At 35.3% G+C, this 18,879-nt stretch carries 14 protein-coding genes and 4 tRNA genes; 16 read left to right on the forward strand and 2 right to left on the reverse strand.

Features of this window, described 5'->3' with window-relative positions; translation table 11 throughout:
• The first annotated feature begins 26 nt into the window (after positions 1-26).
• From hpf to BUE10_RS23230, 16 genes are all read left to right on the forward strand, one after another.
• Positions 27-329 carry a ribosome hibernation-promoting factor, HPF/YfiA family gene (gene hpf / locus BUE10_RS23155; RefSeq protein ID WP_053472330.1) on the forward strand — a complete coding sequence of 101 codons (303 nt, stop codon included), beginning with the start codon at positions 27-29 and terminating at the stop codon, positions 327-329.
• A gap of 90 nt (positions 330-419) precedes the next feature.
• Positions 420-493: transfer RNA gene (locus tag BUE10_RS23160), tRNA-Thr, on the forward strand.
• A 121-nt stretch (positions 494-614) separates the two neighbouring features.
• Positions 615-695, forward strand: a tRNA-Tyr gene (locus BUE10_RS23165).
• An 88-nt stretch (positions 696-783) separates the two neighbouring features.
• Positions 784-855 (forward strand) — tRNA-Thr (locus tag BUE10_RS23170).
• A 55-nt stretch (positions 856-910) separates the two neighbouring features.
• Positions 911-2,098 (forward strand): elongation factor Tu, encoded by a 1,188-nt coding sequence (gene tuf, locus BUE10_RS23175; RefSeq protein ID WP_053472306.1) that lies wholly within the window; start codon positions 911-913, stop codon positions 2,096-2,098.
• 60 nt (positions 2,099-2,158) lie between these two features.
• Positions 2,159-2,229, forward strand: a tRNA-Trp gene (locus BUE10_RS23180).
• Between the two features lie 18 nt (positions 2,230-2,247).
• Positions 2,248-2,445: a preprotein translocase subunit SecE gene (gene secE, locus BUE10_RS23185; protein ID WP_008466927.1), complete on the forward strand. Its 198-nt coding sequence runs from the start codon at positions 2,248-2,250 to the stop codon at positions 2,443-2,445.
• 10 nt (positions 2,446-2,455) lie between these two features.
• The gene (gene nusG / locus BUE10_RS23190; protein WP_031456759.1) at positions 2,456-3,007 is read left to right on the forward strand and encodes a transcription termination/antitermination protein NusG; all 552 of its coding nucleotides are present in this window, start codon (positions 2,456-2,458) and stop codon (positions 3,005-3,007) included.
• Between the two features lie 66 nt (positions 3,008-3,073).
• The gene (gene rplK / locus BUE10_RS23195) at positions 3,074-3,511 is read left to right on the forward strand and encodes a 50S ribosomal protein L11 (RefSeq protein WP_026713295.1); all 438 of its coding nucleotides are present in this window, start codon (positions 3,074-3,076) and stop codon (positions 3,509-3,511) included.
• Between the two features lie 13 nt (positions 3,512-3,524).
• Complete coding sequence (gene rplA, locus BUE10_RS23200) at positions 3,525-4,214, forward strand: 50S ribosomal protein L1 (RefSeq protein ID WP_012024013.1); 690 nt, start codon at positions 3,525-3,527, stop codon at positions 4,212-4,214.
• Positions 4,215-4,236: 22 nt separating this feature from the next.
• Positions 4,237-4,737: a 50S ribosomal protein L10 gene (gene rplJ / locus BUE10_RS23205; protein WP_073489453.1), complete on the forward strand. Its 501-nt coding sequence runs from the start codon at positions 4,237-4,239 to the stop codon at positions 4,735-4,737.
• Positions 4,738-4,828: 91 nt separating this feature from the next.
• Entirely contained in the window at positions 4,829-5,200 is a 372-nt protein-coding gene (gene rplL / locus BUE10_RS23210) for a 50S ribosomal protein L7/L12 (RefSeq protein ID WP_007807437.1), read from the forward strand.
• A gap of 265 nt (positions 5,201-5,465) precedes the next feature.
• Entirely contained in the window at positions 5,466-9,278 is a 3,813-nt protein-coding gene (gene rpoB / locus BUE10_RS23215; protein WP_073489455.1) for a DNA-directed RNA polymerase subunit beta, read from the forward strand.
• 284 nt (positions 9,279-9,562) lie between these two features.
• Positions 9,563-13,870 (forward strand): DNA-directed RNA polymerase subunit beta', encoded by a 4,308-nt coding sequence (gene rpoC, locus BUE10_RS23220; RefSeq protein ID WP_073489457.1) that lies wholly within the window; start codon positions 9,563-9,565, stop codon positions 13,868-13,870.
• A gap of 11 nt (positions 13,871-13,881) precedes the next feature.
• On the forward strand, positions 13,882-14,193 hold the full coding sequence (locus tag BUE10_RS23225) for a DUF3467 domain-containing protein (RefSeq protein ID WP_053472302.1): 312 nt from the start codon (positions 13,882-13,884) through the stop codon (positions 14,191-14,193).
• 351 nt (positions 14,194-14,544) lie between these two features.
• Positions 14,545-15,279 (forward strand): hypothetical protein, encoded by a 735-nt coding sequence (locus tag BUE10_RS23230; RefSeq protein ID WP_073489458.1) that lies wholly within the window; start codon positions 14,545-14,547, stop codon positions 15,277-15,279.
• Positions 15,280-15,350: 71 nt separating this feature from the next.
• On the opposite strand, the gene BUE10_RS23235 is transcribed toward BUE10_RS23230, so the two are convergent.
• A complete protein-coding gene (locus tag BUE10_RS23235) occupies positions 15,351-16,943 on the reverse strand; it encodes a peptide chain release factor 3 (protein ID WP_073489460.1) in 1,593 nt (530 codons plus the stop codon).
• Between the two features lie 155 nt (positions 16,944-17,098).
• Complete coding sequence (locus BUE10_RS23240) at positions 17,099-18,538, reverse strand: alpha-amylase (RefSeq protein ID WP_073489462.1); 1,440 nt, start codon at positions 18,536-18,538, stop codon at positions 17,099-17,101.
• Positions 18,539-18,879 lie beyond the last annotated feature (341 nt).

Raw genomic sequence — 18,879 nt, forward strand, 5'->3', positions numbered from 1 at the left:
AAATGTTTAACCCTAAAATAATTATTATGAAGGTAGATGTTCATGCAGTTAACTTTACTGTCGACAGAAAATTGGTGGATTTTATTCAAGAAAGAATGGATAAGCTGGAAAAGTATTACGACCGAGTTGTTTCGGCTGATGTTTTTTTAAAAGTTGAAAGAACAAGTGATAAGGAGAATAAGGCGGTAGAGATTAAGATTAATGTTCCGGGAGATGAATTTTTGGTTAAAAAGCAATGTAAATCGTTTGAAGAGGCAGTTGAGCTTTCGGCAGAATCTTTAGAACGTTTACTGGTAAAAAGGAAAGAAAAAATAAGAGCACATATTTAATTGAAATTTTTTTTAAAAAATGTTTTGATTCAAAGATAAAATAGCTACATTTGCAGTCCGTTAGAAATAGCGGACTTTTTTAATGTATTCGCCGATGTAGCTCAGCTGGCTAGAGCAGCTGATTTGTAATCAGCAGGTCGTGGGTTCGAGTCCCTCTATCGGCTCAAAAATATTTCAAATGCGATTTGAAATAGGTTCTTTTAAAATATTGGAAAACAAGAATTTACGGTATAAATTTCGGTTTAGAGCAATCTGAAATCTGCAAATTAAAACCATGAATTATTCGGGGAGATACTCAAGCGGCCAACGAGGGCAGACTGTAAATCTGCTGTGTGAACTTCGCAGGTTCGAATCCTGCTCTCCCCACAAAAAAAGAAGTTAAGATTTCGGATTTTAGATTTTAGATTTTCAAAATCTAAAATCTGAATTCAAAGATCTAAAATCAGAACTCTCTGCCGGTGTAGCTCAGGGGTAGAGTGCTTCCTTGGTAAGGAAGAGGTCTCGGGTTCAAATCCCGACATTGGCTCAAGTAAGTAGGAAATTGAAAATTAATATATAACTAAGATTAAAAATTAAGTAAAATGGCAAAGGAGAATTTTAATCGTTCCAAACCGCACTTAAACATAGGTACAATTGGACACGTGGATCACGGAAAAACTACATTAACTGCTGCAATTACAAAAGTATTGTCAGATGCTGGTTACTGTCAAGCAAAATCGTTTGATCAAATCGATAACGCTCCAGAGGAGAAAGAAAGAGGTATTACTATTAATACATCTCACGTAGAGTATGAAACAGCTAACCGTCACTACGCTCACGTTGACTGTCCAGGTCACGCGGATTACGTAAAGAACATGGTTACTGGAGCAGCTCAAATGGACGGAGCTATCTTAGTAGTTGCTGCTACAGATGGTCCAATGCCACAAACTCGTGAGCACATCCTTTTAGGACGTCAGGTTGGTATTCCAAGAATCGTTGTTTTCATGAACAAAGTGGATATGGTTGATGATGCTGAGTTGTTAGAGCTTGTTGAAATGGAAATTAGAGATTTATTATCTTTCTACGAATATGATGGAGATAATGGTCCTGTTGTTCAAGGTTCTGCTTTAGGAGGATTGAATAATGATCCTGCTTGGGTACCAAAAATCATTGAATTAATGGAAGCTGTTGATGCTTGGATCGAAGAGCCAGTGCGTGACGTTGCTAAACCATTCTTGATGCCGGTTGAGGACGTATTTACAATTACTGGTCGTGGAACTGTTGCTACAGGTCGTATCGAAACTGGTATTGCTAATACAGGTGATGCTGTTGAAATCATTGGTATGGGAGCTGATAAATTAACTTCTACTATTACAGGAGTTGAGATGTTCCGTAAAATCCTTGATAGAGGAGAAGCTGGAGATAACGTAGGTTTATTGTTAAGAGGTATTGATAAAGAATCTATCAAAAGAGGAATGGTTATCATTAAGCCAGGATCAGTAAAACCACACGCTACTTTCAAAGCTGAGGTTTATATCTTGAAAAAAGAAGAAGGTGGACGTCATACTCCATTCCACAATAACTACCGTCCACAGTTCTACGTACGTACAACTGACGTAACAGGAGTTATTACTTTACCAGAAGGAGTAGAGATGGTAATGCCAGGAGATAACTTGACTATCAATGTTGCTTTATTAAGCCCAATCGCAATGAGCGTAGGTTTACGTTTTGCTATCCGTGAAGGTGGTAGAACTGTAGGTGCAGGTCAGGTGACTGAAATCATAGGATAATCCTATAACAAATTATAAAAAGCCAGTTGATTTTTTTAACGAAATCACTGGCTTTTAATTACGGGCGTAGTTCAAGGGTAGAATAGCGGTCTCCAAAACCGTTGATGGGGGTTCGAATCCCTCCGCCCGTGCAATAAAAATTATATCAAATGACAAAAGTTACTAATTATTTATCAGAGGCTTTCGAAGAATTAAAGTCAAATGTTACTTGGCCAGCTTGGGCTGAAGTTCAAAAATTGACAATTGTTGTGGCTGTATTTTCGATTCTGTTCGCTTTGGCAACTTGGGGAGTAGACGAATTTTTTGCAAAAGCTTTGGCTGGATTTTTTAACTGGTTAAAAGGATAATTTTTTTGTGATGGCAGATAATAATGTGAAAAAATGGTATGTGGTTAGAGCAGTAAGCGGCCAGGAAAATAAGGTAAAAGCTTACATCGAAACCGAGATTGCCAGACTAGGGATGGAGGATTATGTTTCCCAGGTTTTAGTGCCTACTGAAAAAGTAGTTACTGTAAAAGAGGGAAAAAAGATGTCTAAGGATAAAGTATATTTTCCTGGATACGTTATGATTGAAGCTAACTTAGTTGGTGAGATACCTCATATTATTAAATCTATTACAAGTGTAATTGGTTTCTTAGGTGAGATTAAAGGAGGAGAACCTGTTCCTTTGAGATTATCTGAGGTAAATCGTATGTTAGGTAAGGTAGATGAGTTAGCTGTAAATACAGATACTCGTGCTATTCCTTTCAGCTTAGGTGAAACAGTAAAAGTGATCGATGGTCCTTTTAATGGTTTCAATGGTACGGTTGAAAAAATCAATGAAGAAAAGCGTAAACTTGAAGTAATGGTTAAGATTTTCGGAAGAAAAACTCCATTAGAATTGAGCTTTATGCAAGTTGAAAAAGTATAATTTTTTGTTACATATAATATCTATCACAATCGCTTCCAATTGATTGTGATATTAAATTTTTTAAAAATGGCTAAAGAAATTAGTAAGGTAGTTAAACTACAAGTTAAGGGAGGTGCTGCGAACCCGTCGCCACCGGTTGGACCTGCTTTAGGAGCTGCTGGGGTTAATATCATGGAGTTCTGTAAGCAATTTAATGCTAGAACTCAGGATAAACCTGGCAAAATTTGTCCAGTGCAAATCACTGTGTACAAAGACAAATCATTCGATTTTGTTGTTAAGACTCCTCCAGCAGCAGTTCAGTTAATGGAAGCTGCAAAGCTAAAATCTGGTTCTGGTGAGCCTAATCGTAAAAAAGTAGCTAGTGTTACTTGGGAACAAATTAGAGCTATTGCTGAAGACAAAATGCCTGACTTAAATGCTTTTACAGTAGAAAAAGCAATGAGTATGGTTGCTGGAACAGCTAGATCTATGGGTATAACTGTATCAGGAGATGCTCCTTTTTAATTAAGAAAAAGACATGGCAAAATTAACAAAAAAGCAAAAAGAGGCTGCTTCAAAAATTGAAAAGAACAAATTATACTCTCTAAAAGATGCTGCGGCATTATTGAAAGTTGTTGCTTCTGCAAAATTTGATGAGTCTGTTGATATCGCAGTGCGTTTGGGTGTTGATCCAAGAAAAGCGAATCAAATGGTAAGAGGTGTGGTAACTTTACCTCACGGAACAGGAAAGGATGTTAAAGTATTAGCATTGGTTACTCCAGATAAAGAGGCTGAAGCAAGAGAAGCTGGAGCAGATCACGTTGGTCTTGATGATTACTTACAAAAAATTAAAGATGGTTGGACAGATGTTGATGTTATCATCACTATGCCGGCTGTTATGGGTAAATTAGGTCCATTAGGTCGTATTTTAGGACCTAGAGGTTTAATGCCAAACCCTAAAACAGGTACTGTAACTATGGATGTTGCAAAAGCTGTTCAAGAGGTTAAAGCTGGTAAAATTGACTTTAAAGTTGATAAAACTGGTATCGTTCACGCAGGAATTGGTAAAGTTTCTTTTGGAGCTGAGCAAATTGTTGACAACGCACACGAAATTATTCAAACATTAATAAAACTTAAACCAACTGCTGCTAAAGGTACATACATTAAAGGTATTCACCTTACAAGCACAATGAGTCCTGCTATTGCATTAGACCCAAAAGCAGTATAATTGGTAGTTAAAAATTTTTAGTATGACTAGAGAAGAAAAATCAATCGCGATTGAAAATTTAACTGCGCAGTTAGCTGGTACAAATATCATTTATGTATCTGATATTTCTGGTTTAAACGCAGAAACAACTTCAAGCTTACGTAGAGCTTGCTTTAAAGCAGGTATCAAATTAGAAGTTGTAAAGAACACTTTGCTTGCAAAAGCAATGGAAGCTTCTTCTACTGATTATGGTGACTTACCTTCAGTTTTGACTGGTAATAGTGCTATTTTCATTTCTGATGTAGCTAATGCTCCTGGAAAAATCATTAAAGATTTCCGTAAGAAATCTGATAAACCAGTTTTAAAAGGTGCTTTCATTAATAATGAAGTTTATATTGGTGATAACCAATTAGATGCACTAGCAACTATCAAGTCTAAAGAAGAGTTAATTGGAGAAATCATTGGATTATTACAATCTCCAGCTCAAAGAATTATTTCTGCTTTACAAAACAAATTCGCAGGAAGCGAAGAAGTTGAAGCATAATAATCAAAGCAGGGAAGCTTGCTTCCTTGTTGCTTAATTAGCGCACAATAAATAAATTATATTTTTACAAATCATTTTAAACGATAGAAAAATGGCAGATTTGAAACAATTCGCAGAACAATTAGTTAACTTAACAGTTAAAGAAGTTAACGAATTAGCAACAATATTAAAAGACGAGTATGGTATCGAGCCTGCTGCTGCAGCTGTAGTAGTTGCTGCTGGTGGTGGAGAAGGTGCTGCTGAAGAAGCACAAACTGAATTTACAGTTGTATTAAAAGAAGCTGGTGCTTCTAAATTAGCAGTTGTAAAATTAGTTAAAGAACTTACAGGTTTAGGTTTGAAAGAAGCTAAAGATGTAGTTGACGGAGCTCCAAGTAACGTTAAAGAAGGTGTTTCTAAAGAAGAGGCTGAAGGTCTTAAAAAATCATTAGAAGAAGCTGGAGCTGTAGTTGAGCTTAAATAATTCAACTCAGTTTTAAGAACTAGGTTTAGGTCCTGAGTTAACACTCAAAGGCCTAAACCATTTTTCGTATAATAAAATACATTAAATTTTATTATCAAATAGTTTAAAATACGAAAAAGTTTTTGATCAATACGAAGAAAAAAAATGAAACTGATTTTATCTGTTTATTTTTAAAGATGTATTGATTTTAAAAAGAAAGTATAAACTAAGCACTGTGTTTTTACACAAAAAAATTACTTTTTTTTAATCAAAATTTTGTCCATTGATGATAACAAATCAGACTGAAAGATTGAATTTTGCCTCTACAAAAAATATCCCTGACTATCCGGATTTCCTAGATGTTCAGGTTAAATCTTTTAAAGATTTCTTCCAATTAGAAACGAAATCTGACGAAAGAGGCAACGAAGGGTTATACAATACCTTCATGGAAAACTTCCCAATTACAGATACAAGAAACAACTTTGTATTGGAATTCCTAGATTATTTTGTTGATCCGCCACGTTATACAATTCAAGAATGTATAGAGAGAGGTCTTACTTATAGTGTGCCTTTAAAAGCCAGGTTAAAACTATACTGTACAGATCCAGAACACGAAGATTTTGAAACAATTGTGCAAGATGTATATCTTGGAACAATACCTTATATGACTCCTAGCGGTACTTTTGTAATCAATGGTGCTGAGCGTGTAGTAGTATCACAATTACACCGTTCTCCTGGGGTTTTCTTTGGACAGTCATTCCACGCAAATGGAACTAAACTTTATTCTGCAAGAGTAATTCCTTTTAAAGGATCTTGGATAGAATTCTCTACAGATATTAACAGCGTAATGTACGCTTATATCGATAGAAAGAAAAAATTACCTGTAACAACTTTATTCCGTGCTATCGGTTTCGAAAGAGATAAGGATATCCTTGAAATTTTCGACTTAGCAGAAGAAATTAAAGTTTCTAAAACTGGTATTAAGAAATATATTGGAAGAAGACTTGCTGCACGTGTATTGAATACATGGCACGAGGATTTCGTTGACGAGGATACTGGTGAGGTAGTTTCTATCGAACGTAACGAAATTATCCTTGATCGTGATACAATTATCGACAAAGATAATGTTGAAGAAATCATCGATTCTAACGTTAAATCTATTTTGTTACACAAAGAGGATAACAATCAAGCAGATTATGCTATTATCCACAACACGTTACAAAAAGATCCAACAAACTCTGAAAAAGAAGCTGTAGAGCACATTTACCGTCAGCTGCGTAACGCTGAACCGCCTGATGAGGAAACTGCTCGTGGTATTATAGATAAATTGTTCTTCTCTGATCAACGTTATAACTTAGGTGAAGTTGGTCGTTACAGAATGAACAAAAAACTTGGTTTAGATATCCCAATGGAAAAGCAAGTGCTTACCAAAGAAGATATCATTACCATTGTAAAATATTTGATTGAATTGATCAACTCTAAAGCAGAGATTGATGATATTGATCACTTATCAAACCGTCGTGTTAGAACAGTTGGTGAACAATTGTCTCAACAATTCGGTGTAGGTTTAGCACGTATGGCTAGAACTATTAGAGAGCGTATGAACGTTAGAGATAACGAGGTGTTTACACCAATTGATTTGATTAATGCTAAAACATTATCATCAGTTATCAACTCTTTCTTTGGTACTAACCAGTTATCTCAATTTATGGATCAAACGAATCCACTTGCTGAGATTACGCACAAAAGAAGACTTTCTGCACTAGGACCAGGTGGACTTTCGAGAGAGAGAGCTGGTTTCGAGGTTCGTGACGTTCACTATACACACTATGGTCGTTTATGTCCGATTGAAACTCCTGAGGGACCAAACATTGGTTTGATTTCATCTCTTGGTGTTTATGCAAAAGTAAACGGAATGGGATTCATCGAAACTCCATACCGTAAAGTAACTAATGGTGTAGTTGATTTAGAAAGTACTCCAATTTACTTAAGTGCTGAAGAAGAAGAAGGTAAAATGATTGCTCAGGCAAACATTGAAATGGATGAAACTGGTAAAATTACAGCTAGCAATGTTATTGCTCGTGAGGAAGGTGACTTCCCGGTTGTTGAACCATCTGTAGTTCATTATACAGACGTTGCTCCTAACCAGATTGCATCGATTTCTGCGTCATTGATTCCTTTCTTGGAGCATGATGATGCGAACCGTGCGTTGATGGGATCAAACATGATGCGTCAGGCAGTTCCTTTGATCCGTCCTGAAGCACCAATTGTAGGTACAGGTTTAGAGCGTCAGGTAGCTTCAGATTCAAGAGTATTAATCAATGCTGAAGGGCATGGAACTGTTGAATATGTTGATGCTAATATCATTACTATTAAATATGATCGTACAGAAGACGAGAGAATGGTTAGTTTTGATGCTGATGAAAAAACATACAACCTAATTAAATTTAGAAAAACCAATCAAGGTACAAGTATCAACTTGAAACCTATCGTAAGAAAAGGTGACAGAGTTATTCCTGGACAAGTATTATCAGAAGGTTATGCTACTCAAAATGGAGAATTAGCTTTAGGTAGAAACTTAAAAGTTGCGTTCATGCCATGGAAAGGGTACAACTTCGAGGATGCGATTGTAATTTCTGAAAAAGTAGTTCGTGATGATATTTTTACATCTATCCACGTTGATGATTATTCATTAGAGGTTAGAGATACTAAGTTAGGAAACGAAGAGTTAACAAACGATATTCCTAACGTTTCTGAAGAAGCTACTAAAGATTTAGATGAAAACGGTATGATTAGAATTGGAGCAGAGGTTAAACCTGGCGACATTCTAATCGGAAAAATTACACCAAAAGGAGAATCAGATCCTACTCCAGAGGAGAAATTGCTTCGTGCAATCTTCGGGGATAAAGCAGGTGATGTAAAAGATGCTTCATTAAAAGCTTCTCCATCTTTACATGGTGTAGTTCTTGACAAAAAATTATTTGCAAGAGCCGTAAAAGATAAACGTAAACGTACTCAAGATAAAGATGCTTTAGGCGCTTTAGAAATGGAATTCGAAACTAAATTTGTTGAATTAAAAGACAGATTGGTTGAAAAATTATTCTTGATCGTTAACGGAAAAACATCTCAAGGTGTAATGAATGATTTGGGTGAAGAAGTTTTACCAAAAGGTAAAAAATATACTCAAAAAATGCTTTACGCAGTAGAAGATTTTGCTCACTTAAGCAAAGGTCAATGGGTTGCTGATGACGCTACAAATAAAATGGTTAATGATTTAATTCATAACTATAAAATTAAGCTGAACGACTTACAAGGATCTTTAAGAAGAGAAAAATTCACTATTACAGTTGGAGATGAATTACCATCTGGAATCTTGAAATTGGCGAAAATTTATATCGCTAAAAAGCGTAAGTTGAAAGTAGGGGATAAAATGGCAGGACGTCACGGTAACAAAGGTATTGTTGCAAGAATCGTTCGTCATGAAGATATGCCTTTCTTAGAAGATGGAACACCGGTAGATATCGTATTGAATCCACTTGGGGTACCTTCACGTATGAACATTGGTCAGATTTATGAGACTGTTCTTGGATGGGCTGGTATGAACTTGGGTAGAAAATTTGCTACTCCAATTTTTGACGGTGCTTCTCTTGACGAAATCAATGCTTTGACTGATGAGGCTAACGTACCACGTTTTGGGCATACATACCTTTATGATGGTGGAACTGGAGAGCGTTTTGCACAAAAAGCAACTGTGGGTGTAATTTACATGCTTAAATTAGGACACATGGTTGATGATAAGATGCACGCACGTTCTATCGGACCATACTCATTGATTACGCAGCAGCCACTTGGAGGTAAAGCTCAATTTGGAGGTCAGCGTTTTGGAGAGATGGAGGTTTGGGCGCTTGAGGCTTATGGAGCTTCTAGTACTTTACGTGAAATCTTAACTGTTAAGTCTGATGACGTTATTGGTAGAGCTAAAACTTACGAAGCTATCGTTAAGGGTGAAACTATGCCAGAACCAGGTTTACCAGAATCATTCAATGTATTAATGCACGAATTGAAAGGTCTAGGTTTAGATCTTCGTTTGGAAGAATAAAAATAATTTTCAGTGATAGTCTCAGTATTCGACGTAAATCGAAACTGAGACTTAAGCTGTTTACTAAAGTTTAAGTTTTTAAGATTTATACCCGTAACCCGTTCCGATTTTTTATAATAATGCAAGGCATTTTATAACTAGCGCTTCAAACTAAGTTTGAAGTTTAGAGAAGTAACTCGTGGTAAGCGTAATGATTTAACTCTTTTTAAAAGGGAACTTTTTTAAAGATGTAGATTGTGAATCTAAATCAATTTTTAATAGCAAGTAAATCAATAGTAAAAACTATGATGAATAATAGAAATAATAAAGATAAGAATCCAATTAAAAGATTTAACAAAATCTCTATTGGATTGGCTTCGCCAGAATCTATCTTGAAAGAATCAAGAGGAGAGGTTTTAAAGCCAGAAACAATCAACTACAGAACTCACAAACCAGAACGTGACGGACTTTTCTGCGAAAGAATCTTCGGACCTGTTAAGGATTTTGAATGTGCTTGTGGTAAATATAAAAGAATTCGTTACAAAGGTATCATTTGTGACCGTTGTGGTGTTGAAGTTACTGAGAAAAAAGTACGTCGTGATAGAGTAGGACACATCAACCTTGTTGTGCCAATTGCTCATATCTGGTACTTCCGTTCTCTTCCAAACAAAATTGGTTATATCCTTGGTCTTCCATCTAAGAAATTAGATATGATCATTTACTACGAAAGATACGTAGTAATCCAGGCTGGTATTGCTAAAAATGCAGATGGAGAATCTTTACAAAGACTAGATTTCTTAACTGAAGAAGAATATTTAAATATTTTAGATACTCTTCCGCAGGAAAACCAATATTTAGATGATTTAGATCCAAATAAATTTGTTGCCAAAATGGGAGCAGAGTGTATTATGGATTTATTGGCTCGTATTGACTTAGATGCTTTATCTTATGAATTAAGACACAGCGCTAACAACGAAACATCTAAACAACGTAAAACTGAAGCTTTAAAAAGATTACAAGTTGTTGAGTCTTTCCGTGAGTCTAACGAAAACCGCGAAAACCGTCCAGAATGGATGATCATGAAAGTGGTTCCAGTTATCCCGCCAGAATTACGTCCGCTTGTGCCGCTTGATGGAGGTCGTTTTGCAACTTCAGATTTGAACGACTTATACCGTCGTGTAATCATCCGTAACAACCGTTTGAAAAGATTAATGGAGATTAAAGCTCCAGAAGTTATCTTAAGAAACGAAAAACGTATGTTACAAGAATCTGTAGATTCATTATTTGATAACACTCGTAAAGCTTCTGCTGTTAAAACAGAATCTAACAGACCATTAAAATCATTATCTGACTCATTAAAAGGTAAGCAAGGACGTTTCCGTCAAAACTTACTTGGAAAACGTGTGGATTATTCTGCTCGTTCGGTAATTGTTGTTGGTCCTGAGTTAAAATTATTCGAATGCGGATTGCCAAAAGATATGGCTTCTGAGTTATACAAACCTTTCGTTATCCGTAAATTGATTGAAAGAGGTATTGTTAAAACAGTAAAATCTGCTAAGAAAATTATTGATAAAAAAGAGCCGGTAGTTTGGGATATTCTAGAAAATGTAATTAAAGGACACCCAGTATTACTGAACCGTGCTCCTACTTTGCACAGACTTGGTATTCAGGCTTTCCAGCCAAAATTAATTGAAGGAAAAGCGATCCAGTTACACCCATTAGTTTGTACGGCTTTCAACGCCGATTTCGACGGGGATCAGATGGCGGTTCACTTACCTTTAGGACCAGAAGCTATTTTAGAGGCTCAATTATTAATGTTGGCTTCTCACAATATCTTGAACCCTGCAAATGGAGCTCCTATTACGGTACCATCTCAGGACATGGTCTTGGGTCTATATTATATGACCAAAGAACGTATTTCTACAGAAGATCACATTATTTTAGGTCAGGATTTGACTTTCTATTCTGCTGAAGAAGTAAACATTGCATTAAACGAAGGAAGATTAGAATTGAATGCTCGTGTGAAAATTAGAGCAAAAGATTTTAATGACGCTGGAGAATTAGTGTTTAAAATTATTCAAACAACTGCAGGACGTGTATTATTTAATGAAGTAGTACCTGAAGCAGCTGGATATATCAATGATGTATTGACTAAGAAAAACCTTAGAGATATTATCGGACACATTTTAAGTGTGACTGATGTACCTACAACGGCTGCTTTCTTGGATAATATGAAAGATATGGGGTATAAATTCGCATTTAGAGGAGGTTTATCATTCTCTTTAGGTGATATTAGAATTCCAGAGCAAAAAACAAAATTAATTGCAGATGCCAGAGAGCAAGTTGAAGGTATTTCTGTGAATTATAATATGGGTCTTATTACGAATAACGAACGTTACAACCAAGTTATTGACGTATGGACTTCAGCAAATGCTCAGTTAACAGAATTAGCAATGAAAAATATTAGAGAAGACCAACAAGGTTTCAACTCTGTATATATGATGCTTGACTCTGGGGCGAGGGGTTCTAAGGAACAGATTCGTCAGTTAACTGGTATGCGTGGTTTGATGGCTAAGCCTAAAAAATCTACTGCTGGTGGTGGTGAGATTATTGAAAACCCGATTCTTTCTAACTTTAAGGAAGGTCTTTCGATTCTTGAGTACTTTATTTCTACTCACGGTGCTCGTAAAGGACTTGCGGATACGGCTCTTAAAACGGCCGATGCTGGATACTTAACAAGAAGGCTTCATGACGTTTCTCAAGATGTTATTGTTAACATCGAAGATTGTGGAACTTTAAGAGGTGTTGAAGTTTCTGCATTGAAGAAAAATGAGGAAATCGTTGAGTCATTAGGAGAAAGAATTTTAGGACGTGTTGCATTGCAAGATGTTATAAACCCGCTTACTAATGAAGTAATGGTTCAATCTGGACAGCAAATTACTGAAGCAATTATGAGAACTATAGAAGCTTCTCCAATTGAAAAAGTAGAGGTTAGATCTCCATTAACTTGTGAAGCTTTAAAAGGTATTTGTGCTAAATGTTACGGTAGAAACTTAGCTACTGGTAAAATGACACAAAGAGGTGAAGCAGTTGGAGTTATTGCAGCTCAGTCTATTGGTGAGCCAGGTACACAGTTAACACTTCGTACGTTCCACGTTGGAGGGGTTGCTGGAGGTATTTCTGAAGAATCTAGTATTGTTACAAGATTCAACGGTAGACTTGAGATTGAAGATTTAAAAACTGTTAAAGGTGAAGACAGCGAAGGTAATGCGGTAGATATCGTAGTATCACGTTCAACTGAATTAAAATTAGTTGATGAGAAAACTGGAATCGTCTTAAATACACATAACATTCCTTACGGTTCTAGTATCTTTGTTAAAGATGGAGAAACTGTTGCTAAAGGAACTGTAATCTGTAAATGGGATCCATATAACGGTGTAATTGTTTCTGAGTTTACTGGTAAGATTGCTTACGAGGATTTAGAGCAAGGACAATCGTTCATGGTGGAGATCGATGAGCAGACTGGTTTCCAGGAAAAAGTAATTTCTGAGGCTAGAAATAAAAAATTAATCCCAACGTTATTAGTTTATGGTAAAGAAGGTGAATTAATTCGTTCTTACAACTTACCAGTAGGTGCACACTTAATGGTTGAAAACGGTGAGAAAATTAAAGCAGGTAAAGTATTAGTAAAAATCCCACGTCGTTCTTCTAAAGCAGGCGATATCACGGGAGGTTTACCAAGAATTACTGAGTTGCTTGAGGCTCGTAACCCTTCAAACCCAGCGGTTGTATCTGAAATTGATGGTGTTGTTTCTTTTGGAAAAATCAAAAGAGGTAACCGTGAGATCGTTATCGAATCTAAATTTGGTGAAATTAAAAAGTATTTAGTTAAGCTTTCTAGCCAAATTTTAGTACAAGAAAATGACTTCGTAAGAGCGGGAGTTCCATTGTCTGACGGTGCAATTACACCAGATGACATCTTAAGAATTCAAGGTCCAGCTGCTGTTCAACAGTACTTGGTAAATGAAATTCAAGAGGTTTACCGTTTACAAGGGGTAAAAATTAATGACAAGCACTTTGAGGTAGTTATTCGTCAAATGATGCGTAAAGTAAGAGTTCAGGATCCAGGAGATACATTATTCCTAGAAGACCAATTAATTCACACTAAAGATTTCATCGTTCAAAACGATAAATTATATGGTATGAAAGTAGTTGAAGACGCTGGAGATTCTGCTGTATTGAAACCAGGTCAGATTATTTCACCTCGTGATTTACGTGATGAAAATTCATTATTGAAACGAAATGATAAAAATCTTGTTGTAGCAAGAGACGTAATTACTGCAACTGCAACGCCAGTTCTACAAGGTATTACAAGAGCTTCGTTACAAACTAAATCATTCATTTCTGCGGCTTCATTCCAGGAGACAACGAAAGTACTTAACGAAGCTGCTGTAGCTGGTAAAGTAGATGATTTAGAAGGATTAAAAGAAAATGTAATTGTTGGACACAGAATTCCTGCGGGAACTGGTATGAGAGAATACGATAACACTATCGTAGGATCTAAAGACGATTATAATGAAATGATGGCTAATAAAGAAGAATATATTTATTAATTTAGGAAACTATGAGTAATCCGAAACAACAACAAGAGCAAATTAACATTGAGTTAGACGAAAGTATTGCAGAAGGAATTTATTCTAATCTTGCGATTATCAATCACTCATCATCAGAATTTGTTTTAGATTTTGTCAGCATTATGCCGGGTATTCCTAAAGCCAAGGTAAAGTCAAGAATTGTCTTGACACCACAACATGCTAAAAGATTATTAAGAGCAATAGGTGAAAATATCCATAGATTTGAGGCCGCTCACGGCGAAATCAAAGAAACGGAACAAGCACCAATACCGCTTAATTTTGGTCCGGCAGGACAAGCATAAATTTTAAAGCCCCATTTTAATGGGGCTTTTTTTTGCTTTAGAGTTAACAATAAATGCAGTTAATCTGATTTAATATACTTTAATCGACTAAATTTTCCTGCGTGGTTATATTGTTCTAATTTGGCTCTGCCTATGAAAGATTAATTTTTGAAATATAATGACTTAGTAAGGTTGATTTAATTCAAATTAAAAAAAAGCGCTAATCAAATTAGCGCTTTTTTTATGCTCAAAAACGAATGAATCAATTTATAATTTGAAAATATTTTAATCTCTTCCCAACCTTTTTATTTAAAATGTACTCTATATAAGTAAGAACCACTAACAAAGGTTTTAACTTAAATAATGTATAGTATGAAAAAGAAATTCACCTTAGAAATAAAAAATCCTTGTTCTGAAAATTTTGATAAAATGATTCCTAACGCTAGCGGTTCATTTTGTGATTCATGCATGAAAAATGTGATTGATTTAAGTAAAAAAACGAATTCTGAAGTTGCCAGGTTCATTGCCGGAAATAAAGATGCAAACATTTGCGCACGATTAAAAACTACACAGCTTGAAGAACAATTTGAATACAGTGAGACTTCTAAAATCAATACTTTAAAATATGCAGCAGTTGCAGCAACTATTTTACTTGCCTCAAATCTTACTGCACAAGAAAAGGAGCCTGTTAAAATTGAAAAAGCCTGTGCAGAGCCTATGTATAGATTAGGCAAAGTGGTTTCTAATCAAACTGTAAATGAAGAAGTCCTGGTTACAGTAAAAGGAAAATTATTAGAAGCAAAAACACATAAACCTTTTAATAAAGAAACATATCCAGATTTAATGTTATCTGTTAATGGTTCACAAAATCCTGTGAAAGTAAATCCAAAAACAGGAGAGTTTTCTATAGCAGCGCAAGTTTCAAAAAACAGCAAAACGTTAATAGTCACTATTTCAGGAAGCGATTATTATCTTTCAAAAGAAATACCTTTTACTATAAAAGCAGTTAAAAATAATGTTTTATCACAAAATATAATTATTGATGCAGATGAGCTGACTAAAATTTTTATTGCCGGCGGATTAGGAATTAATTATACAGATCAATAAAACAAAATGTTGGGGATGTAATGAAAAAAGGCTGTCTATTAGACAGCCTTTATATTTTTCTAAAGAAGTGATTAATCAAACTCAGAAGTAAAGTATAATTTCACACTTGGATATTTACTTTGTGTCATTTGAATTGTAAAATCAGAATCGGCTAAAAATACCAACTGACCGTATTTATCGTGGGCAAGGAATTTTTGTTTGATACGTTTAAATTCTTTGAACTCTTCATTTTTAGCATCATCAGGTTTTACCCAGCAAGCTTTGTGAACAGGGAAGTTTTCATAAGTACATTTTGCACCGTATTCGTGCTCTAAACGATATTGAATAACTTCATATTGAAGTGCTCCAACAGTTCCAATAACTTTACGATTATTCAGTTCTAAAGTAAACAACTGTGCAACACCTTCATCCATTAACTGATCGACCCCTTTTTCTAATTGCTTAGCTTTCATAGGATCGGCGTTGTTGATGTATCTAAAGTGTTCCGGAGAGAAACTTGGAATTCCTTTAAAGCTCATTACTTCACCTTCAGTTAAAGTATCTCCAATTTTAAAGTTTCCTGTATCGTGTAAACCCACAATATCACCCGGATAAGAAATATCAACGATTTCTTTTTTCTCTGCGAAGAAGGCATTCGGACTTGAAAATTTTAAATTTTTCTTCTGACGAACGTGATAATAAGGTTTGTTTCTTTCGAAAGTTCCAGAAACAATTTTTATAAAAGCTAAACGGTCACGGTGTTTCGGATCCATGTTAGCGTGAATTTTAAATACAAAACCAGACATTTTTTCTTCTGCCGGATCAACCAAACGAGTTTCAGAATCTTTTGGTCTTGGAGATGGAGCAATTGTCACGAAACAATCTAACAATTCACGAACTCCAAAATTATTTAATGCAGAACCAAAAAATACAGGCTGAATTTTTCCATCTAAATAATCCTGACGCTCAAACTTTGGATAAACTTCATCAATCAATTCTAATTCTTCACGAAGTTTTTCAGCTGCTTTTTGCCCAACAATTTTATCTAATTCAGGATTGTTTTGAACATCAGAAAATGCAATAGTTTCTTCGATATTTTTACGGCTGTCTCCGCTGAAAAGATTAATGTTTTCTTCCCAAAGATTATAAATTCCCTGAAAATCGTAACCCATTCCAATAGGAAAACTTAAAGGTGTAACTTTTAATCCCAGTTTTTGCTCTACTTCATCCATTAAATCAAAAGCATCTTTACCTTCACGGTCTAACTTATTGATGAAAACAATCATAGGAATGTTACGCATTCTACAAACAGCAACCAATTTTTCCGTTTGTTCCTCAACCCCTTTTGCAACGTCAATAACAACGATTACACTATCAACTGCGGTTAAAGTTCTAAAAGTATCTTCGGCAAAATCCTTGTGTCCCGGAGTATCAAGGATATTGATTTTTTTATCTTTATAATTAAAAGCAAGTACAGAAGTCGAAACCGAAATACCTCTCTGGCGTTCGATCTCCATAAAGTCACTCGTTGCTCCTTTTTTAATTTTATTATTTTTTACAGCTCCAGCTTCCTGAATCGCCCCTCCAAATAATAATAATTTTTCCGTTAATGTTGTTTTACCGGCATCGGGATGCGATATAATTCCAAATGTTCTTCTGCGTTGTATTTCTTTTAAAAAGCTCATATTTTGTATAAATAGGTTGCAAAAGTACTATTAATTACGGCTTAATAAAAATATTCAGTTCTTAAATTGAAAGCGATAACTTTTCAAAACATCACTTTTTATAAAAAAATAAGGCTGTTTTTAAAAACAGCCTTACATTGATATTGAAAAATAAATTACTGGTTAATTGACCAAACAGAATATCCTTTTGGCGGACATTGAATTTTTACCCATTTATCGGCTTGAGTTGTTGGGTACCAAGTCGAATTTCCTGTAAAATCTTTAATCTGTGTATTGGCCCAATTGGTTTGAATCCATCTTTCCTGCCAAGCATCAGAATTATTGATGTAAACAACCAATCCAGGATTTCCGTTGTAACCGTTTCTTCTTGCTACATATTCGTCATTATCAGAATATAAAATAGAAGTTGTACCCGTTGCTTTGTTGTTATGAATCCAGATCAAGTTGTTTAATTTCGCTTTATCCAGCCATTCTTCATAATCTCTGTAGAAAATTGTTGGATATCCTTCATGAGTTAAAATATAAGAATACGCCAGCATTTTGCTCCAAATTTCATCTGTATCATGATTGGTTACAAAAGTCACCGCTTTATACGGATTTCTTTTCCACATCATATCATCATTCAAAAGCGCCAGATTATTGCCATCAAAAGCATCATTCATTTTATAATAACATGCAAAGTCAAAAACAGAGCTATTAGCAGCGTTTGCCCAGTCATTTAATATATTTACGTTTGAATCCCATAATTCTCCAACCGAAAATCCGCCTACATTAGCGTTCCATGAATTTACAACCCACGCGCCAAATCCTTTTACGTAATCAAATCTCCATCCGTCAAACTTCATGGTATTTTTGTAATATTTACCAACTCCGTCAGTTCTAAGCCATAACCAATTTTGAACATTTGGAGCAGCGTGGCATAAATCTGGAAAACCACCAAAAGCACCTTCATCATTATTGCCATAACTGTTTTTGTAAAAGTCATTGTAAGTACGTGGAAATTTTCCTGAAGCTACTCCAGTAAAATTAGTCCATGTATTTGTTCCAGTGAACGGATTAGCTTCAGATTGACCGCCGCTATTGTGATTAATTACGATGTCGGCATATACTTTAAGGTTTTCAGTATGAGCATTTGTGATCAAACTTACTAGTTCTGTTTTAGAGCCAAATCTGGTTTCAGTAGAGCCATTCTGATTGTAATCTCCAAAATCAAAATAATCAGTAGGATCGTATCCCATAGAAAATGCACCATTTTGTGCTTTTGAAGCAGGCGGTAACCATATTGAGCCAATTCCTGCATTACCCCAGGCAGCTACTTTACCGCTTACGGTATTCCACCAGGTTCCTCCAGCAGGAACATCCCAATAAAAAGCCTGCATCATTACACCTCCGCCCGGATTGTCTACATATTTTCCGGTTGGAGATGATAAAGAAGCTCCGGTGCTAAAAGGTTTTCCATCGTGGTTAGTGACATTGATAATTTTAAATTGCTGACTTTCTGCTTTAGCGTCAACATCATTCGTTTCATTTGTACAAGAATACAAAAAGGTTGTAATTGCAGTAAGAAAAAATAATCTTACAATAGGTTTTTTCATAATAGATTGTGGTTAAGGTTAAATTAATAAAGTTTGAAATTGCTAATTTTAAGACTTTAAAAACAAGATATTCTTATTTTTTGCAGCTATAAATTATTAATAACGCATCTAAAGTAGGGGTTTTTTGATTCGATTTGTTTTTGTAGGAAAATAGTTTTACAACGAAAACGTTGTAGTGTTTAAAACTTTTTTTTATAGGACTGAAAATCAACTGATATTGTTTTGGTCGTTTTTGGGTTAATGGCCTTTTGAAAAAGAAAAAGATTGAAGAATTAAACTTCTTGTCGTGAATTTAAATACGATCCACATAATTTTTTGTTAATACTATGGCTGATAGTTGT

This window comes from Flavobacterium sp. CF108 (genome assembly GCF_900129795.1).
GTDB lineage: Bacteria > Bacteroidota > Bacteroidia > Flavobacteriales > Flavobacteriaceae > Flavobacterium.

What these genes read in the sequence shown, in the direction of transcription:
- tuf (WP_053472306.1), top strand. Translation starts at nt 911, where the DNA reads ATGGCAAAGGAGAATTTTAATCGTTCCAAACCGCACTTAAACATAGGT.
- BUE10_RS23235 (WP_073489460.1), bottom strand. Translation starts at nt 16,943, where the DNA reads ATGAGCTTTTTAAAAGAAATACAACGCAGAAGAACATTTGGAATTATA.
- BUE10_RS23240 (WP_073489462.1), bottom strand. Translation starts at nt 18,538, where the DNA reads ATGAAAAAACCTATTGTAAGATTATTTTTTCTTACTGCAATTACAACC.
- rplJ (WP_073489453.1), top strand. Translation starts at nt 4,237, where the DNA reads ATGACTAGAGAAGAAAAATCAATCGCGATTGAAAATTTAACTGCGCAG.
- BUE10_RS23225 (WP_053472302.1), top strand. Translation starts at nt 13,882, where the DNA reads ATGAGTAATCCGAAACAACAACAAGAGCAAATTAACATTGAGTTAGAC.
- secE (WP_008466927.1), top strand. Translation starts at nt 2,248, where the DNA reads ATGACAAAAGTTACTAATTATTTATCAGAGGCTTTCGAAGAATTAAAG.
- rpoC (WP_073489457.1), top strand. Translation starts at nt 9,563, where the DNA reads ATGATGAATAATAGAAATAATAAAGATAAGAATCCAATTAAAAGATTT.
- rplA (WP_012024013.1), top strand. Translation starts at nt 3,525, where the DNA reads ATGGCAAAATTAACAAAAAAGCAAAAAGAGGCTGCTTCAAAAATTGAA.
- rplL (WP_007807437.1), top strand. Translation starts at nt 4,829, where the DNA reads ATGGCAGATTTGAAACAATTCGCAGAACAATTAGTTAACTTAACAGTT.
- rpoB (WP_073489455.1), top strand. Translation starts at nt 5,466, where the DNA reads ATGATAACAAATCAGACTGAAAGATTGAATTTTGCCTCTACAAAAAAT.
- nusG (WP_031456759.1), top strand. Translation starts at nt 2,456, where the DNA reads ATGGCAGATAATAATGTGAAAAAATGGTATGTGGTTAGAGCAGTAAGC.
- hpf (WP_053472330.1), top strand. Translation starts at nt 27, where the DNA reads ATGAAGGTAGATGTTCATGCAGTTAACTTTACTGTCGACAGAAAATTG.
- BUE10_RS23230 (WP_073489458.1), top strand. Translation starts at nt 14,545, where the DNA reads ATGAAAAAGAAATTCACCTTAGAAATAAAAAATCCTTGTTCTGAAAAT.
- rplK (WP_026713295.1), top strand. Translation starts at nt 3,074, where the DNA reads ATGGCTAAAGAAATTAGTAAGGTAGTTAAACTACAAGTTAAGGGAGGT.